General features: G+C 58.3%; 20 protein-coding genes and 1 other RNA gene. 3 read left to right on the top strand and 18 right to left on the bottom strand.

Translation table 11 applies throughout. The features are described 5' to 3' along the window. Nucleotides 1–6: 6 nt before the first annotated feature. The 11 genes from ACO079_RS13850 to ACO079_RS13800 all read right to left on the bottom strand — a co-directional run bounded on the left by ACO079_RS13850 (nt 7) and on the right by ACO079_RS13800 (nt 9,810). Nucleotides 7–1,413 (bottom strand): UDP-N-acetylmuramoyl-tripeptide--D-alanyl-D-alanine ligase, encoded by a 1,407-nt coding sequence (locus ACO079_RS13850; RefSeq protein WP_421790871.1) that lies wholly within the window; start codon nt 1,411–1,413, stop codon nt 7–9. After that, nucleotides 1,406–2,854, bottom strand: coding sequence for a UDP-N-acetylmuramoyl-L-alanyl-D-glutamate--2,6-diaminopimelate ligase (locus tag ACO079_RS13845; RefSeq protein WP_421790869.1), 1,449 nt, complete (start codon nt 2,852–2,854; stop codon nt 1,406–1,408). Before ACO079_RS13845 ends, ACO079_RS13850 begins: the two co-directional genes overlap by 8 nt. Then, nucleotides 2,851–4,626 (bottom strand): peptidoglycan D,D-transpeptidase FtsI family protein, encoded by a 1,776-nt coding sequence (locus tag ACO079_RS13840; RefSeq protein WP_421790867.1) that lies wholly within the window; start codon nt 4,624–4,626, stop codon nt 2,851–2,853. Before ACO079_RS13840 ends, ACO079_RS13845 begins: the two co-directional genes overlap by 4 nt. Continuing rightward, nucleotides 4,623–4,979, bottom strand: coding sequence for a cell division protein FtsL (gene ftsL / locus ACO079_RS13835; RefSeq protein WP_421790865.1), 357 nt, complete (start codon nt 4,977–4,979; stop codon nt 4,623–4,625). Before ftsL ends, ACO079_RS13840 begins: the two co-directional genes overlap by 4 nt. Continuing rightward, complete coding sequence (gene rsmH / locus ACO079_RS13830; RefSeq protein WP_421790863.1) at nt 4,976–5,968, bottom strand: 16S rRNA (cytosine(1402)-N(4))-methyltransferase RsmH; 993 nt, start codon at nt 5,966–5,968, stop codon at nt 4,976–4,978. The genes ftsL and rsmH overlap by 4 nt, the downstream gene beginning before the upstream one ends. After that, nucleotides 5,965–6,429, bottom strand: coding sequence for a division/cell wall cluster transcriptional repressor MraZ (locus tag ACO079_RS13825; RefSeq protein ID WP_421790862.1), 465 nt, complete (start codon nt 6,427–6,429; stop codon nt 5,965–5,967). The genes rsmH and ACO079_RS13825 overlap by 4 nt, the downstream gene beginning before the upstream one ends. 187 nt (nt 6,430–6,616) lie before the next feature. After that, nucleotides 6,617–7,005, bottom strand: an RNA gene (gene rnpB / locus ACO079_RS13820) — RNase P RNA component class A. Between the two features lie 33 nt (nt 7,006–7,038). Beyond that, on the bottom strand, nt 7,039–7,707 hold the full coding sequence (locus ACO079_RS13815) for an N-acetylmuramoyl-L-alanine amidase (protein ID WP_421790861.1): 669 nt from the start codon (nt 7,705–7,707) through the stop codon (nt 7,039–7,041). Beyond that, the gene (locus ACO079_RS13810; protein WP_421790859.1) at nt 7,704–8,618 is read right to left on the bottom strand and encodes a DMT family transporter; all 915 of its coding nucleotides are present in this window, start codon (nt 8,616–8,618) and stop codon (nt 7,704–7,706) included. Before ACO079_RS13810 ends, ACO079_RS13815 begins: the two co-directional genes overlap by 4 nt. 54 nt (nt 8,619–8,672) lie before the next feature. Next, nucleotides 8,673–8,966 carry a hypothetical protein gene (locus tag ACO079_RS13805; protein ID WP_421790857.1) on the bottom strand — a complete coding sequence of 98 codons (294 nt, stop codon included), beginning with the start codon at nt 8,964–8,966 and terminating at the stop codon, nt 8,673–8,675. Nucleotides 8,967–9,057: 91 nt separating this feature from the next. After that, nucleotides 9,058–9,810: a TerB family tellurite resistance protein gene (locus tag ACO079_RS13800; RefSeq protein WP_421790856.1), complete on the bottom strand. Its 753-nt coding sequence runs from the start codon at nt 9,808–9,810 to the stop codon at nt 9,058–9,060. Here ACO079_RS13800 and ACO079_RS13795 point away from each other — a divergent pair. Both ACO079_RS13795 and ACO079_RS13790 read left to right on the top strand, forming a co-directional pair. Next, nucleotides 9,809–13,396, top strand: coding sequence for a hydantoinase B/oxoprolinase family protein (locus ACO079_RS13795; RefSeq protein WP_421790854.1), 3,588 nt, complete (start codon nt 9,809–9,811; stop codon nt 13,394–13,396). The genes ACO079_RS13800 and ACO079_RS13795 overlap by 2 nt on opposite strands. Nucleotides 13,397–13,557: 161 nt before the next feature. Further along, nucleotides 13,558–14,094 carry a fasciclin domain-containing protein gene (locus ACO079_RS13790; RefSeq protein ID WP_421790852.1) on the top strand — a complete coding sequence of 179 codons (537 nt, stop codon included), beginning with the start codon at nt 13,558–13,560 and terminating at the stop codon, nt 14,092–14,094. Between the two features lie 108 nt (nt 14,095–14,202). Here the strand turns inward: ACO079_RS13790 and ACO079_RS13785 are convergent, their stop codons facing one another. The 4 genes from ACO079_RS13785 to ACO079_RS13770 are packed head-to-tail and all read right to left on the bottom strand — an operon-like array spanning nt 14,203 to nt 17,224. After that, nucleotides 14,203–15,240: a succinylglutamate desuccinylase/aspartoacylase family protein gene (locus tag ACO079_RS13785; protein WP_421790851.1), complete on the bottom strand. Its 1,038-nt coding sequence runs from the start codon at nt 15,238–15,240 to the stop codon at nt 14,203–14,205. Then, entirely contained in the window at nt 15,237–16,142 is a 906-nt protein-coding gene (gene rimK, locus ACO079_RS13780) for a 30S ribosomal protein S6--L-glutamate ligase (RefSeq protein ID WP_421790849.1), read from the bottom strand. The genes ACO079_RS13785 and rimK overlap by 4 nt, the downstream gene beginning before the upstream one ends. 45 nt (nt 16,143–16,187) lie before the next feature. Then, nucleotides 16,188–16,646: an ATP-dependent zinc protease gene (locus ACO079_RS13775; RefSeq protein ID WP_421790848.1), complete on the bottom strand. Its 459-nt coding sequence runs from the start codon at nt 16,644–16,646 to the stop codon at nt 16,188–16,190. Further along, nucleotides 16,631–17,224: a hypothetical protein gene (locus ACO079_RS13770; protein WP_421790846.1), complete on the bottom strand. Its 594-nt coding sequence runs from the start codon at nt 17,222–17,224 to the stop codon at nt 16,631–16,633. Before ACO079_RS13770 ends, ACO079_RS13775 begins: the two co-directional genes overlap by 16 nt. Before the next feature lie 143 nt (nt 17,225–17,367). Here ACO079_RS13770 and ACO079_RS13765 point away from each other — a divergent pair, with 143 nt between their 5' ends. Continuing rightward, a complete protein-coding gene (locus ACO079_RS13765; RefSeq protein ID WP_421790844.1) occupies nt 17,368–18,219 on the top strand; it encodes a pirin family protein in 852 nt (283 codons plus the stop codon). Here ACO079_RS13765 and metH read toward each other — a convergent pair. From metH to ACO079_RS13750, 3 genes are read right to left on the bottom strand one after another with little or no spacing between them, the layout of a single operon-like run. After that, on the bottom strand, nt 18,216–20,876 hold the full coding sequence (gene metH, locus ACO079_RS13760; protein ID WP_421790842.1) for a methionine synthase: 2,661 nt from the start codon (nt 20,874–20,876) through the stop codon (nt 18,216–18,218). The two genes, ACO079_RS13765 and metH, sit on opposite strands and share 4 nt — an antisense overlap. 13 nt (nt 20,877–20,889) lie before the next feature. Next, nucleotides 20,890–21,117 (bottom strand): hypothetical protein, encoded by a 228-nt coding sequence (locus tag ACO079_RS13755; RefSeq protein ID WP_421790840.1) that lies wholly within the window; start codon nt 21,115–21,117, stop codon nt 20,890–20,892. Between the two features lie 27 nt (nt 21,118–21,144). After that, nucleotides 21,145–22,206 (bottom strand): homocysteine S-methyltransferase family protein, encoded by a 1,062-nt coding sequence (locus ACO079_RS13750; RefSeq protein ID WP_421790839.1) that lies wholly within the window; start codon nt 22,204–22,206, stop codon nt 21,145–21,147.

The raw sequence follows: 22,206 nt of genomic DNA, 5'->3' as shown, positions 1-22,206 counted from the left end.
GTCGTCTTATCCCTGTCCCCGGGCCCCGAACCCGTCCTGGGACAGCATTCGGGCAATTGTGTGAACGCCAGATGCGTTCGAGCCTTTTACAAATACGACATCACCCGGGTTAACATAACCCGCAACGGCTTCTTTCAGTTCGGCGGCAGTGTCTGCGTAAGCTGCCAGAAGACCAACGGGCAGGCTATCCCGCAAAGGCTCTGTGCCCTTCCCGGCGAGGAATACCGCGTCAACGCCGGCGGACTTCAGCGGATTGGTCAGGGATTTGTGGAGCTGCGCGCTGTCAGGACCAAGTTCGAGCATTTCACCGAGAATGGCGATGCGTTTGCCACCTTTGGGTTTCGTTGCGCCCAGTATCGACAAGCCGGAGGCCATGGAGACAGGATTGGCGTTGTAGCTGTCGTCTATCAGGGTGAAGTGTCCGCCATTAACAGGCAGCTCTTGTATCGCACCGCGGCCGGCCTCTGCCTTGATGTAGCGCAATCCTTCAGCCGTGGTTTCGGCATCAACGCCTGCAGCTATAGCGGTGGCGAAGATCGCTGCGGCGTTCCAGGCCCAATGCACACCGGTTGCCGGAAGGTGGAAATCAATCTCTTTGCCAAGCACGCTGATGCGTCCTTTTCCCCCCTCCGGGCCAGTTTGATAATCCAGCAGCCGCACCGCAGCCGAGGCCTCCCGCCCGAACTCGATCATGAAGGCCGCCCGGCTCTTTCGGGCATGCTCTGTCAGACGCGGAGCAAACTCATCGTCGGCAGGAAAAACGGCGACACCGTCCTTGTGCAGGCCCTCGAAAATCTCGGATTTGGCATCTGCGATCGCTTCCATTGAACCCAGATTTTCCAGATGGGCGGGCGCAATCTTGGTGATCAGAGCCACATGCGGCTGACCAAGATTCGAAAGGGCGCGGATCTCGCCCGCATGGTTCATGCCCATTTCGTAGACGGCGCGATCCACATTTTTAGGCGTCAGCGCGAGCGTCAGCGGCACACCCCAATGATTATTGTAGGATTTGATCGAGGCGTGGGCCGTGCCGGCCTGTCGGAACACAGTCGCCAGTGCTTCTTTTACACTGGTCTTGCCAACACTTCCCGTTACGGCAACCCGGACCGCGCCAGATCGGTCACGGCCCGCAATCGCCAGACGGCGCAGACCCTCCAGCGTATCGCCGACTACCAACTTTTTGCCGGGCCCGCATTCTGGGTTGGAGACCAAAGCCGCAGCCGCCCCACGAGCCATCGCATCCGGGACAAAGTCATGGCCATCGCGCTCGGCTTCAAGCGCAACAAACAGATCACCCGGTTTAAGTGAGCGCGTATCTATAGAGATGCCGGTAGCTGACCAATCCTCGCCTTGGGTGAGGGTTCCCGCCGTCGCTTTTGCGGCGTCAGCGGCGGTCCAAAGAGACTCAGCCATGGCTGCCTCGCATTTCAGATACCGCTTTGCGGGCTTCTTCGCGATCGTCGAACGGATGCACAACATCGCCGACTTTTTGGCCTGTCTCATGGCCTTTCCCGGCGATCAGAAGTGTATCACCGGCCTGCATCTGTTTCAGAGCCGCGCGAATGGCCTTAGCGCGGTCCCCGATTTCTTCTGCACCAACCGCCCCTTTCAAAATTTCTGCGCGAATGGCAGCTGGGTCCTCGGACCGCGGATTATCGTCGGTAACGATGGCATGATCGGCCAGCTTTACTGCTATCTCACCCATGGGTTTTCGCTTGGTCGGGTCGCGATCCCCGCCGCACCCGAAAACGATAAACACCCTCCCGCGCGTATGCGGGCGGGACGCGCGAATAAGTTTGTCGAGACCGTCCGGTGTGTGCGCATAGTCAACCAGAACCGGATTACCGGCTGCGGTTCGGGCCGCCATTTCCAACCGGCCAGGCACGCCTTCCAGTTTCGAGATGGCCTTGATAGCGGCGTCCTGATCCACGCCTGAATGCGCCGCCATGGCCGCCGCTCCGACCGCGTTGGCCACCTGAAACTCGCCGACCAGGGGCAGCTCAACTCTGTATGGCTTGCCGCCAATCTCCAGCCTGACATCCTGACTGGCGGCCTTTGGGGTGATTTCTCGAATACGCCAGTCGCGCCCCCGCCAGCCAACTTGAATTACATTCAATCCACGCGCGGCTGAGCGCTCGGCGAAGGCTTCACCATATTCGGTATCAACATTGATGATGGTGGTCGAACCGGCGGGCGCCAGCTCGACAAAAAGTTTCAGCTTGGAGTGAAAATAGTCATCAAAATTCGGATGATAATCGAGATGATCTTGCGTTAAATTGGTAAAGGCGGTGAGCGTTACGTGCACCGAATCCATGCGTTTCTGCTTCAGACCATGGCTCGACGATTCCATCGCCAGATGCGTACATCCAGCCCCGGCCAGCTCATCCAACGCTTTATGGACGGCTGCGGCATCTGGCGTGGTGTAACCCGTCTCAACCCAGCCCTCACCCCGCGCGACGCCAAGCGTGCCCAAACTCGCGCCATCGATACCCGCGCCGCGCCAGATCTGGCGCAAGAAATCGACTGTTGAGCTCTTCCCATTCGTGCCTGTGACCGCCGCTACGACTTGCGGCTGGCGAGGGTAGAAACGCGCCGCGATCTTTGCAAAACGCCGCGCCGGATCGGCGTCATGGATTGCGACAGCCGTGCCGGTATCAATACCTGGCTCTGTCAATACCGCTGCCGCCCCGGACGTGACCGCTTGGGCGATGAATTGTTTGCCATGCACCGTCAAACCGGGGAGAGCTGCAAACAAAAAACCGGGCTGCACGGCCCGGCTGTCCAGCGTCAAGCCGGTGATCTCGACATCTGGGCCGCCAAGCGGTTCTGGCGATATCAGGTCTGAAAGTTTCACTCGTCGGGTCTCACAACGGGTTGGGGGTCAGGCGTCAGAGCAGCGCGCACAAGGGCAGAACGAGCGACGGGATCGTAATCACGTCTTTCAACGCCCAGAATCGAGGCGATGCGCGAGATTATTTCGCCTGCTGCGGGGGCCGCCGTCCAGCCACCAGTCGCATAGCCAAATGTCGACGCATTTCCGTGTGGCTCATCAAGAATAACCAAAACGACATATTGCGGGTCGTCATAAGGGAAAACCGCCGAGAAAGAGGAAATCAAACGGTCTTCATTATAACCGCCACGATCCGGTTTCTCCGCCGTTCCTGTCTTTCCAGCGACCAGGAATCCCGGCGCTTCAGCGCGGCCGCCCGTGCCGTTGGCGACCACTTCACGCATCAAGTCCAAAACCTGACCGGCCACATCGGGTGCGATCACCTGTTCTCCCGGGATGGTTTCACCAGGCCGCACAGGGCGCAAGGTCGGGCGGACATAGACGCCATCATTGGCAATTGCGGCAAAAGCGGAAGCCACCGCGAGCGGGCTGACCGCAATGCCATGACCGTAGGATATCGTAGCTGTCTCGGTCGGGCCCCATCTTTGCGGAAGCAAGGGGGTTGCGCTCTCGGCGAGCTCAATCGGCGCGCGCTCCAGCAGGCGCAGACGTTGAAGCAGATCCCGTTGAGCGTCCGCACCTGCCTCTAGCGCAATTAGCGATGATCCGATGTTGGACGAGTGCGTGAAAACCTCTTCAAGCGTGAGTTCCCGGTTTTCAGCATGGAAGTCATCAATCGTATGCCCGCCGATTTGCAGGGAACCGCGTGCATCAAATGTCTCGCCAGGTTCCGCGATGCCCTGTTCAAGCGCCAAGGCCACCGTAAACGCCTTGAAGGTAGACCCCATTTCGTAGCGGGCCTGGAGCGCGCGATTCAAGCGTTCGCCCGGATCAGCATCTCCCGCCTGGTTGGGGTCAAAATCCGGCAGCGAGACAAGGCTCAAAATTTCGCCGGTTTCGACATCCATAACGATCCCGGTAGCGGCAAGCGCCTCAAATTCTGCCATGTAGCGACGCAGCACTTCATCCACATGGAACTGAACCCCCATATCAATGGAAAGCGGGACCGGCCGTCCGCCATCATTTGACAAGGCGACATTGAAAGCCGCTTCCGCCCCGGCAAGCCCGTCCATATCCCGGCTCGCATGGCCGATGGCGTGTGCGGCCAACCGACCTCGAGGATACACCCGGCGAGGTTCTGTCCGGAATTCGAGGCCAGGCATACCTAACGCAAACACGGCCTGCCTCTGACGCGGAGTGAGGTTTCTTTGAATCCAGACAAAACGGCGGCGGGATGATAGATTTGCTGTGAGCTCATCCACGCTGAGTTCGGGCAGTACCGAAACCAACGCTTCTGCCGTTTCCCTTGCATCCCAAACCAGCTGCGGATCTGCATATAGCGACCAGGTTTCCAATGTTGTCGCCAGGACCTGACCGTTCCGGTCAACCAGATCGCCGCGGCGCGTTTCAGCCAGAAGCGGAGCAGCAGCAGTGGCTTCTGTTTCTGCCAATGCCAGTTCTATGGCGCGAACGCCAAGCGCCCCAAAGGCAATAATCAACGTAAAGCCAATCACGGCGAGCCGCCGGCGCGCATCTTCGATAGCGGAGGCGTCTTCGTTCTCAACACGGAGTACCCGTGTGAGATTATCCGGCGCGGCCTCGTTCAGCGGAGCCGCGTCCGCATAGGTTTCAATTCGCGGCTGTGGCTCCTTTTTCTGGCGCCAGCGTCCGATCATGGACGCCCTCCGGCCGCCACAATGTTTTCATCTGTGGCCGGCTCGCCAGAGGCCGTGAAAGTCCGGTCGGGGGTCTCAATCAGCAAAGGCAGGTCCGACATGGAAACTTCGCGCATTGGATCGAGTGGTTCAAATCCAAGATATTGACGGGCCAAGGCCCGCATCCTGTCAGGGTCTTCCAGATGAGCAATGTCGACATTCAAAACATTGATCTGCCGCCGCTCTTCAGCGAGCTCGCTGCGAATTTCGACCAGACGTTCCCGGGCTTCCTGAGCCTCTGTCTTGGCAATATAGAGCGCGACAGCGAGCACCAATGCGACGACAAAGCCGAGAATATTGAGAGCCTTGATCATGAGGAGACCTCCAGCCGTGACAGGGACGGCGCATGGGGGAAGAGTGAAATATCAATCGGCCAAGATGGCGCATTTGTGCGGATGGCGGCTCGAAGCCGGGCTGACCGAGCGCGAGGGTTAAGGTTTACCTCCTCAGCACTTGGCTCAATGGCCTTCCGCGATAAAAGCCGAAAAGAGGGCTCAGGCCCCGCTTCCGCTTCGGGCATGTGTCGTGATGTTCCTGCTGACAGGCCCGCACGGGCGCGAAGAAACGTTTTGACAATGCGGTCTTCCAGCGAGTGGAAAGTCACGACCACCAAACGGCCCAGCGGCGCCAGCAATTGTTCGGCGGCCGTCAAAACGCGAACCAGCTCGCCGAGCTCGTCATTGATGAAGATACGCAATCCCTGAAAGGCGCGGGTGGCCGGGTGTGTCTTGCTATTCTTGCCGCCGACCGCCTTTGCAATCACGCGCGCAAGATGATCCGTCGTCTCGAAGGGGGCTTCAGCACGCTCCCGAACGATGGCAGCCGCCGCCCGGCGCGATTTTTTTTCTTCGCCATACACATAGAAAATGTCGGCGAGCTCTTTTTCGGTCAGCTGGGCGATTGCGTCAGCCGCGCTGGGACCCTGCCCGCTCATGCGCATGTCGAGCGGGCCGTCCTTGGCAAACGAGAAGCCCCGCTCGGCCTGATCGAGCTGCATCGATGACACACCCAAGTCCAGCACAATGCCATCGACCTGCGTGCCGCCGGATTGGGTCACGACCTCTTTCATGGCGGAGAACGGCGCCTCGACCAACACGAAGCGGCCATCAGAGGCTTTTTTCAGATCCTCGCCGAGCTTGCGGACATTTGGATCCCGGTCGATGCCCAGAACCCGGCATTCCGCGGCAGCCAGAACAGCACGGCTATATCCGCCGGCTCCAAATGTGCCGTCGATGTAAAGCGCACCGTCGCGCGGCTCGAGCGCTGTAATGACTTCATTCAACAGAACCGGGACATGACTCATGCTGCACTCTCCGTGCTGCGCCGTGAGCGGCGGAGTTTCAGCTTGTTGTCCTTGGCAAAACCACGTGCGGACTTTGCCCGCTTTTCATGCTCGTCCGGATTCCAGATTTCAAAACGCCGACCGAGCCCGACAAATACCGCTTGTTTCTCCAGCCCGGCATAAGCCGCCAGATCTTTTGGCAGCGTAATGCGGCCATTGGCATCAAAGGAGAGCGTGCGCGCTTCACCAAAGATGGATTGCTCGAGCGCCTGTCGGGCCTCGTCATAGGGATCCATGTCCTCGATCATGTCGAGGTAGTCGTCCATCAACGCCTGGCCTCCGCCCTCCAGCCAGGGACCATCGAAACTGGGCCAAACATAGATGCCATCAAAGGGGCCGCCGCTGACCGCCGCGCGGAATCCCGCCGGGACCGAAACACGGCCCTTGGCGTCAATTCCATTGATCGCAGTCGATACAAACACCGGTGTCTCCCCTCACCGCGCCAGCTTTGGCGGTTAATAATGGGATAACATGGGATTTCATGGGAAACAATGGAGAAAGGCGAATTTCTCCCAATTTTTCTGCAAGGCCTTAAGTATTCGCGAAGCCGGTCAAAGCGAAGAAAAAGAACAAATAAAGAACATATCTGTGGATTGGTGTGGAAAAGTATGGGTCAGGCGGCCTGTAAGCCGGGTTCTGTGTCATTCTTTCCAATACGGAAAGAACGCGGCGACCATTCCTCTGCGACGCACATTGCTATGCGCCTGGCGCGACCTACCCGGATGGCGCTGTAAGGCGAGCGTGCGGAAAACCGCTTCCATCCCTATTCGGTCTTGCTCCAGGTGGGGCTTGCCGTGCCCCCTTCCTTACGGTCGGGGCGGTGCGCTCTTACCGCACCGTTTCACCCTTACCGGCGAATGCCGGCGGTCTGTTCTCTGTGGCGCTTTCCCTGGGGTTACCCCCGCCGGGCGTTACCCGGCACCTTGCCTTTCCGGAGCCCGGACTTTCCTCCCTTGCGCTCTTTCGAGCCTTGCAAGAGCGGCCGCCCAGCCGCCTGACCGCTGCTTATGTCGGCGGTTTGGGCGCTGGCGTCAAGGCTTCGGCATAAGCGCGGCTACGGCTGCAATCAAACGAGCAGTTTCTTCATCCACGCGGCCTGTCACTTCATCTGGACGAAAGCGTCGCTGAAAGGCTTCGACAGTCGCAACCTCCCCCGCCGCAAAGCCGTAACCGATCTGCCCGAGATCAATGCGCCAGTCCCGCGATTCTGTTGCCTGTTCGGGCCAGATCGCACAGCCCGCTTCTGCAAGTCGTTGCCAGGGAAATTTCTCGCCCGGGTCAATCTTCCGCATGGGTGCAATATCCGAATGCCCCACCACGCGATGCGGAGGGATAACGTGCCGATCCATAATTTGTTTCGTCAACGAAATAACTGCATCAATCTGAGCGACAGGATATTCCGGCAGGCCGTAATCATGTCCACCATTGACGATTTCGATTCCGATCGAGATCGAATTGATGTCTGTTTCGCCCGCCCACTCAGACACACCCGCATGCCAGGCGCGTTTGCCTTCATCGACCAGTTGGAAAATTCGGCCGTCCTCTTCAACCATGTAGTGAGAGGAAACGGCCGCTTCCGGGGTCCGCATGTGCGCCAGCGCGGCCTCGCCGCTTTCCATCCCCGTATAGTGCTGAACAATCAGGCTCACCTGTTTGAGGCGGTCATTGAAGTTCGGTGAGGGCGCCTGGATGATTTTCAAAGCGATTCCTTGCGAGCCAGCGGGGCTTTCGGCACTTTTTTGTTTGGCCGGGAAGCAACGATACCGGCGCCCGCGAGGGTCAGCAATCCTCCGGCAATCAACATGCCTGTGATCGGGTCACCGGTTATGGCAATCCCGGATATCACGCCTATCAGCGGCGCCATCAGGGTGAGTGGGGCCACAAGCGTTGCATCATATTTCTGGAGCAGGAAATAGAACACGCCGTGGCCATAGATGTTGACCAGTATGACGGTGAACAGCAATGCCAGCAGAAAGACCCATCCGCCCTGCATAACTGCCTCTGGCTGACCCGATTCAAATAACGCAGTCCCGGCGAAAAGAATCGGCGAGGAGATCAGTCCGATCCAGGCCTGCAGCCGCATCGGGCTCATATCAATCTGGCGGATCAGGATCATGGCAACAGACGCCACAAACGCTCCGCCCAACCCGTAGAGTAGCCCGATAGACAAGGTGAGCTCAGACGGGTTTGCAATCACGAGAATGACCCCAAGCATAGCCAGAACCGTGCCGATCCCCCGCACCCAGCCAATATGCTCTTTCAAGAAAAGAACAGATAAGATCGTTACGAAGGGAACGCCGCTTTGCATCACGAGCGCCATACCTGACGGAGTTGCGGTCTGCAGCCCGACAAAGATCAAGCCATATTGCATGGCACCCATTCCCATAGCGACACCGAAAAGCGTCAGCCATTGCTTGGGCAAGGGGCGCAGAAAGGGAAAGAGCAGCAGTGTGAGCAAGGCAAATCGCAAGAAAGCGAAAGCGACGGGCGGAACGCCTTCAAACGCCGGCACCCAGCCGGGGGCGCCGGTCACCGCGAATTTCGCGACAACGAAATTCAGGCCCCAGAAGACGCAAACGGCAAAGAAGGCTGTGAAATCACGCAGGCTCATGCCTGCGGGTTAGACCGCGTTCGCGCGATTACCAAGTCACGGAATGTTTAAAAGTCAGCGGGGCTCGTCATTCCCATCGACTGTCCAGCCAGACGGTCCCCGGCGCGCAACAAGGATGGTGGGGTCATCGCTCTCTTTCGCATTATCCCGGCCCCGCACCTTGCGCCACAACCACCATGCACCGCCCGCCACCATGGCTGCCCCAATCACCACTAGCGCAGCGGCAGCGAAAATAGCCGCAAACATCAAAACCAGACCGAAGAAAGCGACGGCCAGCACGGCCGCGATGAAAGCACGCAGCCAGTTGCCGGCGGTATGCGGGAAACGGAATGTCTGTGTCTGGCCCATATCTGCCCCTTCCGGCACAAGCGGGTGGTTAAGAATCTGCTTACAAGATTGGGGCCAGCCCGCCCCACGTCAATTGCCGGATGCAATTTAGTTAGCGGGATTCAGCGGCCCTTTCGTCCCGTATCTCCTTGTAAGCGGCGTTGATTGCTGCCATTTTTTCAACTGCAAGCCCTTGTAATTCTGATGGAACTCCACGCGCGACAAGCGCATCGGGGTGGTTACGCGCCGCCATCCGGCGATAAGCGCGCTTCAACTCATTGTCATCAACATCAGGGTCTATCCCCAGGATCACATAGGGATCGCTGGCATCCACGAGGCCGTGAGACATACGCATCCGCCGGAACTCGCGCGCTGAAAAACCAAAGATTTCCGCCACCGTTTGCAGATAGGACAGCTCATCTTCCGTCACGACTCCATCGGCCTTGGCGATGTGAAAAAGGCCGTCGAGCACATCTTCCAGTACGGCCGGATTGGCGCGGTATCGCAGGGCAAGCCGTCTCGCATATCCATCAAAGCCCAGCGTTGTCTCCTTGGCCAGGTTAAAGGCGCGCGCAATCAGGTCTGCGCTCTCCGGTGGCGCTTGAAAGACTTGCTGAAACGCCGCGACTTCATTGCGGGTAACCACGCCATCCGCCTTGGCCATTTTTGCACCCAGGCCGATCAGGGCCATGGCGAAATCGGCATCGTCCACACGGTGTCCTGGTTCGCAATCCTCGCCCTCACAATCAAAGGGGTCAGGTTGCCCGGTTATGAAATCTGTCAGCTTGCGCCAGAAGCCCATCGGTCTAGTCTCCGCGCCTCCATGTAACTCTGCAGCGATGAAATTATAAGACGTGTCTGGCATGTGGGAATTCTGGATTGATCGCGGCGGCACCTTCACCGATGTCATTGCGCGCCAGCCTGATGGCGAATTGCGAGCTCTGAAACTCCTTTCGGAAAGCCCGGATTATCCGGATGCGGCGTCCGAAGGTGTTCGGCGGATGCTGGGTGTAGGATCCGGCGATCCGATCCCGTCAGGTACGGTTTCCGCAGTAAAAATGGGCACGACCGTAGCCACCAATGCCTTGCTGGAACGCAAGGGCGCCAGAACCTGCTTTGTCGTCAATCAGGGTTTTAAAGACCTGTTGGTCATTGGCGATCAAACCCGGCCTGACATCTTCGCGATGTCCATCGAGCGGCCGGCGCCACTGCATCAGAATGTCATTGAGGTCTCACACCGAACGGGCGTTAATGGCGCGATCGTCACCCCTCTCGACGACGCCTCGTTACGCCGGAAACTCCTGGACGCGAAAGCGGCGGGTTGCACCACATGTGCCATCGCATTGCTGCACGCCTATCAAGATAGTTCATATGAGAACTATATAGCAGATATGGCCCGGAATGCAGGCTTTGAAACCGTTATCTGTTCGACAGAGGCTAGCCCGCTGATTAAGATTGTGCCCCGCGCCTCAACTGCGGTTCTGGATGCCTATCTGACGCCGATCCTACGCGATTACGCTAGCCGTGTGGCGCAGAGGCTGGATGGAGTGCCGCTTTATTTCATGCAGTCGTCAGGCGGCCTGACGGCTGCAGAAACGTTCGCTGCGCGGGACGCCGTGCTTTCCGGTCCAGCCGGCGGTGTTGTCGGGATGGCCAAGACATCAAAAGCCGCCGGTTATCCGAAAGTCATCGGGTTTGATATGGGCGGCACATCTACCGATGTGTCGCGTTTTGATGGCGAAAACTATGCAAGGCAAGGCGAAGCCGTGATTGCGGGCCAGCGTCTTCGCGCGCCGATGATGGCGGTACATACGATTGCAGCGGGCGGTGGCTCCTTGCTGACCTTCGATGGCGAGCGCGCCCGGGTGGGGCCGGAAAGCGCAGGCGCTCAGCCCGGACCGGCAGGCTATGGGCGCGGCGGCAAGGCCGCCGTTACTGATGCCAATATCGTGCTGGGCCGGGTTCAGCCTGCCCATTTTCCGGAGACGTTCGGCAATGACGGATCATCACCACTGGATCTCACAGCCAGCCGGAACGAGCTTCAGGTGCTGGCCGATGAAATGGGCCTGGAAAGTGCGGAACTCGCGGCTGAAGGGTTTCTGGCGGTTGCCATCGAAAACATGGCCCAGGCTATCAAGCAAATATCGATCGGCGAAGGGGTTGATCCAGCCAAATATGCGCTGTCTTCCTTTGGCGGTGCAGGCGGTCAACACGCTTGCAAGGTTGCCGAGGCGATTGGTATCAAGACCGTGTTGATCCACCCCGTCGCCGGGCTCTTGTCAGCTTTGGGGATTGGCTTGGCCGAGCTTCGCGAGACGCGTGAGGCCGCGATTGATCTGGGCTTGGACGACGCGCTCAGCGCGGCGAGGGATCGGGCCGAAGAACTTGCACGATCGGCCGCGGAGACGCTTGTAATCCAAGGCGCTGCACCGGATGCAATCCGGAAGAAACTGGAATTCCGACTGCGCGCCAAAGGTTCGGACACCGCATTGCCAATTGCGCTTGGCGATCAAGCGTCAATCCTCGAAGACTTCCGCGCCGCTCATCAACGCCTGTTCGGTTTCATCCCGGAAGGCGGCATCATCATCGATTCCGTCGCTGCGGAAGCCTTGGCCGACCCTGAAGGCGCAAAGGGCTGGTCTATTCCCCTGCCCGAGGCTGGCAATATTCCGGACAAGCTGGAAACACGACCTGTTTTTCAGAATGGCGAGTGGAGCGATTGGCCGGTTTATCCATTGGATGAATTTGGTGCAAACGCCGACATTGAAGGTCCCTCCCTGATCGTGGAGCCGAACTCCACGCTCGTCGTCGATCCAGGTTGGTCGGCAAGACGCCTGGGAGATGGCATGTTGGTGCTGGAGTTTATGGGAGCGGAAACCGATTCCGAGGAGTCCACCGCGCTCGATCCCATCCGGCTCGAGCTTTTTAACAAGCGCTTCATGTCGGTGGCGGAGCAAATGGGCGTCGCGCTCGAGCGCACAGCGCACTCCGTCAACATGAAAGAAAGGCTGGATTTTTCCTGTGCGGTTTTTGATGCCGATGGCGGCTTGGTCGCTAACGCACCGCATATGCCGGTGCACCTCGGCTCCATGTCAGCCAGCGTGAAATCGGCGGCTGCAGCGCATCCGGATCTCGGGCCAGGAGATGCCGTGGCGGTGAATGCGCCCTATGAAGGCGGCACGCACTTACCAGACATCACCATTGTGGTTCCCATGCATGATGATAAGACCGGCGAAAGGCTGTTCTATGTGGCCGCGCGAGGCCACCATGCCGACGTGGGCGGCATCGCGCCAGGCTCCATGCCACCTTTCTCCACGTCGATTGAGGAGGAAGGCGTTTCTTTCGCGAACACGCTGGTCATGCGCGGCGGGAAATTTCTGGATGATGATGTCCGCCGCGTGCTGGACAGCGGTGCCTATCCGGCGCGAAATCCGGATCAGAATGTCGCTGATCTGAAGGCGCAGCTGGCGGCCTGCGCAAAGGGTGCAGCTGAGCTAAAGCGGCTTGTGGATGATCACGGGTTGAAAGTTGTCTCAGCCTATATGGGTCATGTGCAGGATAATGCGGAACGGGCTGTGCGCCGGGTGATCGGTGCTCTCAGCGATGGTGAAGCGAGCATTAAGTTGGATGATGGCTCAGAAATCCGCGTGGCCATCAGGGTTAACCGCGATGACCGCACCGCAGTGATTGACTTCACTGGAACCAGCGCCCAGCTGACCTCCAATTTCAATGCGCCATCCAGCGTGGCGCGCGCGGCGGTTCTCTATGTCTTCCGATGTCTTGTGGGCGATCAAATTCCCTTGAATGAAGGCTGCCTCAAACCCATCCAGCTCATGATCCCCGAGGGATGCCTGTTGAACCCGCAACCTCCCGCGGCCGTTGTCGCCGGAAATGTTGAAACCAGCCAGATGGTGGTTGATGCGCTGTTTGAGGCCACAGGTAGAATGGCTGCAGCACAAGGTACGATGAACAATCTGACCTTCGGCAATGCGCGGCATCAATACTATGAAACGATCTGCGGAGGGTCCGGGGCGGGGATTGGGCCTGACGGCAAAGGCTTTGCCGGAACGCACGCCATCCACACGCATATGACGAACTCAAAAATGACCGATCCGGAAATTCTCGAGCGCCGATATCCGGTACGGGTCATTCATCACAAAATTCGAAAAGGATCGGGCGGTACGGGACAATATCCAGGTGGCCATGGATCTATCCGTTGCCTCGAATTTCTTGAATCCATGGACGTTGCACTCCTGTCTTCGCACAGGCGCGAAGCGCCGAAAGGGATCGCAGGTGGAGGGAATGGCTCGCTCGGCGCGCAGCGCGTGATCCGAAAAAGCGGAAAAGTCGAACCGCTTGAAGGGTTATTCTCGGTTCAGGTCGAAGCCGGTGATCGTATTGAAATCTCGACACCTGGCGGCGGCGGGTATGGAGCGGCTGGGGCGGAATAACCCTAGTTTCAAGGCGTAATTCTCTAAAATTAAACATGTTTAATCCGTAGATCCGGATCGGGCCACGCTCCGTAAACCTTCCCAACTCGCGGCGGAAATCCGCTGCGAGTGAGGGGCGGCATCTTCCGCCTCGTCCCCCCAAGACGTTAGGAGCGTACAAATTGCGTAAAGTTCTGATTTCTCTCGCGGCTGCCGCCGCTTTCGCTGCCCCGGCCCTGGCTCATGACACGGTCACCAACCCGAAAGTCAAGCTGATGCTGGCTGGCGACTATCAACAACAAGCTGACATCGTTGACACCGCCATTAGCGCCGGTTCGTTCAACACGCTGGTCGCCGCCGTGCAGGCCGCGGGTCTGGTCGATGTGCTGCGTGGCGATGGCCCGTTCACAGTGTTTGCCCCGACAGATGAAGCTTTCGCGGCTCTCGGTCAGGACACGATCAATAGCCTGCTGCTGCCGGAAAACCGCGATCAGCTGGTGTCCATTCTGACCTATCACGTTGTTCCGGGCGAAGTTTTCGCCGCGGATCTGGCCGGTCAGCGCCTGTCTGTTGAGTCCGTTCAGGGCGATACGATCGACATCAACGCGACCCATGGGTCGGTCATGATCGATGGCGCGACTGTGATTACCGCAGATGTGGATGCATCCAATGGCGTCATTCACGTCATCAATGAAGTGATCCTGCCCGACACCCACTAAGAGGCAGATCGCCCAAGGCAGCGCCGGACCGCCCCTTCCCTGTCCCTTGGTCCGCGCTGAATTACCGCCCGCAGGTCGTAGCGCCTGCGGGCGGATTCTTTTGCGTAATCAGTGAATTTCGTCCTCATCGAAAAGCGGGTGCCCCTCGAAAGCCTGTTCCAGCTCTGTATGACCATCCTCTGTCTTCGGCTTCACGATTTCTGCGATGTGAAACAGGGCATCCCCTTCATTCACGATGGGCAGCATGGTCCGGCCGATGATCAAGCCGGCTTCAGGCGACTCCACCTCCACCTCTTTGGCCCCGAGTGGATCCGAGAGGGCGGCAATGACTTCGCCTTTTTCAACCCAGGCGCCTGTCGATTTGAACGCCCGGAGGACGCCGCCCATAGGCGCTCGCACCCATTCGGTGGACTGGCTGATATCGGTTGCCACAGGCATCCGCATTCGGCGATCCTGTTTCAGCATGCCCAGCTTGCGCAAAACACGTAGAATTCCGGTCACACCAATTCGGAGTGCCGTTTCATCAAAACGAAGTGCCTCACCGCATTCGTAAACCAGGACATCCTTGCCCAGATCGCGGGCGGCTTGGCGCAATGACCCGTCGCGGAGCTTCGATACGACGATAACCGGTGGTGCAAAGGCCCGCGCCAGCTCCAGCGCCTGCTTGGAACCATCATCAATGCGTAATTGCGGCAGGTTCACACGGTGCTGCGCCGCCGAATGCAGGTCGATGCCGACATCTGATCGGGCGACAATCTCTGTCATGAAGAGTTTGGCCAGCCGGGCCGCAAGCGAGCCGCGCGATGCGCCCGGGAATGACCGGTTCAAATCGCGCCGGTCAGGCAGATAGCGCGTGTGATTGATGAAGCCGAAGGAATTGACGATCGGCACACAGATCAGCGTGCCTTTGAGGTGCTTCATTTGAGTGGTGCGGATCAGGCGGCGGATGATCTCAACACCGATGATTTCGTCGCCATGGATGGCGCCGGAAACAAACACCGTCGGGCCGGGTTGGCGGCCATGCAGGACGTGCACCGCCATCGCCATAGGCGTGTGATCAGACAGAACCGAAACCGGCAAATCAACGATAGCGGTGGTTCCGGGCTGGACTTCGTGCCCGGCGATCACAAATGGTTCGCGGTTCACCCTTTGCCCTTTGTTTTGGTTTTGCCGGGCGTCGCAGTTTTTTCGATGAATTCCACAATGCTGCCCGCGATATCCAGGCCCGTCGCGCCCTCAATGCCTTCCAGACCCGGTGAAGAATTCACTTCCATCACCACCGGACCGTGGTTTGAGCGCAGCATATCCACGCCGCACACATGAAGGCCCATGATTTTGGCAGACCGAACCGCTGTTGCCCGTTCTTCCGGCGTGATTTTCACCTTGGCGGCCCCGCCGCCCCGATGAATGTTGGAACGGAATTCACCGTCCGCGCCCTGACGTTTCATAGCCGCGACCACCTTGCCACCGACCACTATGGTTCGGATGTCCGCGCCGCCGGCTTCTTTGATGAATTCCTGCACCAGGATGTTCACTTTGGCGCCGCGGAAGGCTTCGATCACAGACTTCGCCGAGCGCTTGGTGTCTGCGAGAACCACGCCGACACCTTGGGTTCCCTCAAGCAGCTTGATGACGACAGGCGCGCCACCGACCATGTCCAGGATTTCGTCAATCCGGCGTGTCTCATGCGCAAAGGCCGTGACAGGCAGGCCAATCCCGGCGCGCGATAACAGTTGAAGCGAACGCAGCTTGTCGCGAGAGCGCGTGATTGCCACTGATTCAGCGAGCGTCCAGGCCCCAGTCATTTCAAACTGGCGGACAACGGCGGCACCATAATTGGTAATCGACGCGCCAATGCGCGGGATAACCGCATCATAACTTGGAAGCTTCTCGCCCTGATAGTGCAGAGCTGGCCGATGCGAGGTGATGTTCATATAGATTCGCAAGGTATCCAGCACATCGACTTCATGGCCGCGCGCTTCGGCGGCCTCGATCAGGCGCTGGTGCGAATAGAGTTTCTCATTGCGGCACAAAAGGGCAAAACGCATGGAATTTCCAATGGTTGCTAAAATCGTATGACGGCGCTTGCGGGACTAGTCCCCGCAAAGAAATGACGCGGCAGCATCAATCAGTGTTCGACCCCGCAACGCTGTGCGGCCCAATAACATACGAAAACCCATCTCGTCACGCCGCGAGAGTGTGAGATCGATCGGCCAGGTGCGACTGCCCAGCTTCAATCGCGTCCGGATCACATAGCGTTTGGATACTTGCCCGTTGGAAGACCGGACAAGGCGCTCGTCCGCGACCTGTGCCTCGCAAGGAATGCGGAATTTATTGTCTTTTTGATTGGGGTGCAGCTCGAAACGCAGCCATTTTTCGCCGTCTTTCTCGAACGGTTCAATTTTCCAGGCGTGGACCGCAGACGTGCGGGCACCGGTATCAATCTTGGCCTTCATGCGGGCTGCGCCCAAATCCGGGAGCTCAACCCATTCGCGCCAGCCAATTGTAAATTGGGACCGGGATTTGCGCGGTGTTCTCAATCGCCCAACCATCCCTGAAAGGTTACGCCCTGAAAGACGACATCGCCGATCGACAGATCGCCTGTGAGTGCCGCCTGCGCACCTTGCGGGTTGCTTGCTTGCATGGCCGCTATGTGATCAGCATTCCAGGTGCCCTCGAAGCGAACTTCGCCAAAAAGCTCGTGCTGGCCGGTCAGTGAGAGGCCCTCATCGGTTACCGAGAAGGCGTGGGGCACAACGCGATGGGTGATTTCGTAATACGTGTTGCCTAGCTCGCCTGTGCCCGTCGGGCTCGACGTATCATCAAAATGCAGCATCACCGGCGGAAAGCTGTCTGGCTCACCATTAATGTACGGCTCCGCCTCCCAGTCCAGCGCCACGCTGATGTGGTCGAGCACGATATCGCCGATCGCGACCGGATCTTGTGGCAAGTAATACCCGGCGACCTCGGTTTGCGCCGAATAGGTTTGTCCTTCCAGCCCTGCGGCGATCGCGCTTTCGGCCTCACCTGGCTGATCAGAGCCCGGCGCGGGTTGATCGCTTTGATCGGGTGCGCTGCAAGCGGCCAAACCTGCTGCAAGACCTGCTGAAATGATAATAGCGCGACTCATTCGTGCTCTCCCCGGTTAGCCCAATCCTACGCGATGCGGTTGCATTGCGTCTATTGCTGACGGGATGGAAAAACCGGGTTTTCAACGCCTTCCCTACTCAATTCATTCCTTGTCCCCATTTTGGGGATCGAAGGAGACTTGCCATGACCCAAATCAGACCTCTGGTTCATCTCGAACCCGGCATGGCCGCCAGTGACGGTGCGGGTGTGAAACTCAACCGTCTACTGGGGACGCCGCGCCTGCCGCAGATCGACCCGTTTTTGATGCTGGATAACTTCCACTCGGAAAATCCGGATGATTATCTGGCGGGTTTTCCCTCGCATCCTCATCGCGGTTTCGAGACGGTGACCTACATGTTTGCGGGCCGTATGCGGCACAAGGACAATAAGGGCCATGAGGGCGTGATCGAACCCGGTGGCGTTCAATGGATGACCGCAGCTGGCGGTATTGTGCATTCCGAAATGCCGGAACAGGAAGACGGGTTGATGTCCGGCTTTCAGCTCTGGATCAATTTGCCGCGTGCAGAAAAGATGAAGCCGGCGGGATATCAGGAGTTTTCAGCTGATCAGGTGCCGAGCGATGTTCGTGATGGTGCGGTCGCGAAAATCGTTGCCGGTAAAACATCGACGGGCGTGGAAGGCCCGGTGAAGAACATCACCGTCCAGCCTTTCTTCGTGGAGATTCTGCTAGAGCCAAATGCTGTGTTCGAAGAACCGCTGCCAGCCAAGCACTCCACCATCGTGGCGGTGCATGATGGCTCGGTTATATTGCCCCGTACCGGCAGTGAAGCACCGATGGCCATCAATCAGGGTGAGCTGGGCGTTCTTGGAGAGGGCGACCTTACCCGGCTGGAGACTGGCAATGACGGCGCCCGCCTGTTGCTGATCGCTGCCAAGCCCTTGCGGGAACCGGTCGCCCGTGGCGGACCTTTCGTGATGAACACGGAAGGCGAAGTCCGTCAGGCCATGCTGGATTTCCAGATGGGCCGGTTCTAGGCCGCATCCTGCTTCGTCCCGGTCCCGGGTTCATAGCCCAGGATCGGGGCGAGCGCTTTTTCAGCCTGCTGCACGGTCCAGCCTTTGCGGTGGGCATAATCCGCCACCTGATCTTCGCCGATGCGCCCCACGACGAAATATTCGCTCTCGGGATGACCCAGATAAAGGCCGGACACGGATGAGGCTGGCGTCATAGCCAGTGTTTCCGTCAGGTCGACGCCGCAGTTCTTCGAGGCATCGAGCAATTCAAACAGGGTGAGTTTCTCGGTGTGGTCCGGTTGGGACGGATAGCCTGGTGCCGGACGGATCCCCTGATAGGCTTCCTTGATCAGTTGTTCGTTGGAATACTTTTCGTCTGCCGCATAGCCCCAGATGTCCTTGCGGACGCGCTCATGAAGATATTCAGCGAAAGCCTCTGCAATACGGTCCGCCAGAGCGGCCAGCATGATGGCTGAATAGTCATCCTGAGCGTCCTGAAACGCTTTGGTTCGGGTCGCCGTTTCGCCTGCTGTCACACAAAACCCACCGACCCAATCTTCGCCGCTTTCAGCGACAAAGTCTGACTGGCAAAGATGCGGCCGGTCATTGGATTTCGCGGTTTGCTGACGCAGGCCAAAAAAGGTCGCGCGCTTATCTTTGCGATCCGCGCCAGTCCAAATCGTGATGTCATCGCCTGTGCGATTGGCTGGCCAGAGCCCTACCACGCCGCGTGGGCTGAGCCAGTCTTCTGCGATAATCTGGTCCAACATGGCCTGACCATCCTTGAGCAGAGACCGGGCCGCCTCGCCCCGCTTGGGATCGTCGAGAATTTGCGGATGAACGCCTTTGAGGCCCCAGCTGAAAAAGAACGGTGTCCAGTCGATGTAGGGCACGAGGTCGGCAACCGTGACGTCGTCGATAATCGTCAGGCCAAGCATGTTCGGCGCTGGCTGAACTGCACCATGCAAATCCGGGGCCTTTGCGCGCGCCGCTGCGAGCGGAACCCGGTCACGACTGGAGGCGGTTCGCTCTCGCACTTCCCGGATTCTTGCCAGCGCTTGCCGGTTTTCATTTGCGTAGGTTTCACGCTCGGACGAAAGCAGTTTCGACACCACGCCCACAGCACGGCTGGCATCATTCACATGGATGACCGGGCCCCTCGAATAAGCAGGTTCGATCCGCAGCGCGGTATGCGCCGGGCTGGTCGTCGCGCCGCCGATCAGGAGCGGAAGATTAAAATCGAGCCGCTCCATCTCACGCGCAACATCCACCATTTCATCCAAAGACGGTGTAATCAGGCCCGACAGGCCAACAATATCCGCGCCTTCACGCTTGGCGGTTTCGAGAATATCCGAACCCGGCACCATCACGCCAAGATCAACAATCTCATAGCCATTACATTGCAGGACGACGCCGACGATGTTCTTGCCGATATCATGGACATCGCCCTTCACCGTGGCGAGCACGACCTTGCCATTGGATTTGCCGGCATTGCCGGAGAGACGTTTTTCCTCCTCCAGATAGGGCAAAAGGTAAGCAACCGCTTTCTTCATGACGCGGGCGGATTTCACGACCTGCGGCAGGAACATCTTCCCGGCGCCAAACAAATCCCCAACGACATTCATGCCGTCCATCAACGGGCCTTCGATCACCTCCAAGGGTTTGTCGAAAGCCTGGCGGGCTTCTTCGGTGTCATCGTCAATATGATCGGTCAGCCCATGGACCAGCGCATGTTCCAGACGCTTTTCGACCGGCCAACCGCGCCACTCAGCTGCGGCTTTTTCCTCGGCCTTGTCTGTGCCGCGATAACGCTCGGCGATCTCCAGCAAGCGGTCGGCCGCGCCAGGCTTTCGATTGAGGATGACGTCTTCAACCGCCTCACGAAGCTCTGGTTCGATATCATCATAAATGTCGAGCTGACCGGCATTGACGATCGCCATGTCCAGCCCGGCTTCAATCGCGTGATAAAGGAAAACCGAATGCATGGCCCGGCGCACGGGCTCATTGCCCCGGAAGGAAAAAGAGAGGTTGGACACTCCACCCGAGACATGGGCATGATGTAATTCTGCCCGGATACGGCGCGTTGCCTCGATAAAGGCACGGCCATAGTCGTCATGGTCCTCAATGCCTGTCGCGACCGCAAAAATATTCGGATCAAAGATGATATCGGCGGGATGGATGCGGGCTTTCTCGGTCAACAGCTTGTAGGCGCGCTGACAGATCTCGAACTTGCGGTCCGCCGTTTCGGCCTGACCGTCTTCGTCAAAGGCCATCACCACAACCGCAGCACCATAGCGGCGAATGAGGGCAGCCTGTTCCAGGAAAGGCCCTTCCCCCTCTTTCAGGCTGATCGAATTGACGATCGATTTGCCCTGAACATTTCTCAGACCTTCCTCGATCACCTCCCATTTGGAGCTGTCGATCATGATCGGAACGCGGGCAATGTCTGGCTCCCCGGCGATCAGGCGCAGGAAGGTCCGCATGGCCGCTTTCGAATCCAGCAGGCCTTCATCCATATTCACATCGATGATCTGGGCGCCGTTTTCTACCTGCTGTCGCGCTACAGACAGCGCTTCGGTGTAGTCACCATTGGTGATCAGCCTTCGAAAGCGCGCGGAGCCCGTGACATTTGTGCGCTCGCCGACATTGACGAATGTGGATCGAGGATTCGTGGACATAAAGAAGCGTTGCCTAATCGATATTCATCGGTCCGGGGCCGCCAGGATTCCCGAATTTATTGTCACCGCTACGCCCTGGTTTACCGAACAAGCCCGCGAGGAAAAAGCAAACGGCGATCACAATGGCGATAATCTGGCTGACAATGCCGCTGCCCATAAGGGTGCCGACCACAATGCTGGAAATGATGTAGGCAAAAACGCCGAAAAACAGGGCTACGATAATCCGGATCGCAATCTTCATGTCTGGATTCCTCTCTTGAGCGCGCGGTTATCCGGCTATCGAAAATGGCTCGAGACCAGAAAGCCGCATGGCGGTGGAGCGCTCGGGGATGCCACGCGAGGATTGCCCGGAAACCGCTTTTGCAATGGCACGGATATGATCCGGCGTCGTGCCACAACACCCGCCGACGATGTTTACCAGGCCAGATTGAGCCCATTCGCCAAGATGCGCCGACGTCGTTTGCGGCGGCTCATCATAGCCGCCAAGATCATTGGGGAGACCCGCATTCGGATAGACATGGATCAAGCTTTCAGAGATACGCGAGAGCGCAGCGATATAAGTTCTCATTTGCTCTGCACCTAAGGAGCAATTGATCCCGACCGTGATAGGCTCAGCGTGTGCGATTGAGGTATAAAAAGCTTCAACCGTCTGTCCGGAGAGATTGCGCCCTGACTTGTCCACCACCGTCATGGACAGGGCCATAGGAATGCCTTCACCGGTTTCGGCCTCCAGATCCCGCACCGCCGCAATCGCCGCCTTGGCGTTCAGCGTGTCAAAGACGGTTTCAATCAACAGATAATCTGCGCCGCCATCCATCAAGCCTCGCGCGGCTTCCTTGTAGACGCCGACCATGGTTTCGAAATCGGTCGCGCGGAATTCCGGAAGATTCACATCCGGAGACAGGGACAGCGTCGCATTGGTTGGGCCGATCGCACCCGCCACCCACAACAACCGATTCCTCGATGAAAACGCGTCGGCCACCTTGCGGGCAATCGCTGCGCCAGCCTTGTTGATGGCATAGGTCTGGTCCGCCAACCCGTATTCGCCCTGGCTGATGGCGTTCGCATTGAATGTGTTGGTGGACAGGATTTCCGCTCCGGCGTCGGCATAGTCGCGGTGAATCTGCTCGATAATGTCCGGCCGGGTCAGATTAAGGATGTCATTATTGCCTTTGAGGTCCTGATTATGGCTGACGAACTGTTCGCCACGAAAATCGTCCTCAGTGGGATTTCGCCGCTGAATCTCGGTGCCTTTGGGCCCATCGAGTACGACGATGCGCTCTCGTGCGGCACGTTGAAGCGCCTCTACCCTCTGGCCCCGATCCGGCAT

It is taken from the genome of Hyphobacterium sp. (assembly GCF_965228115.1).
Lineage (GTDB): Bacteria > Pseudomonadota > Alphaproteobacteria > Caulobacterales > Maricaulaceae > Hyphobacterium.
Note: the sequence above shows the minus strand (reverse complement) of the source record. Positions and strands in the feature narration are given on the sequence as shown.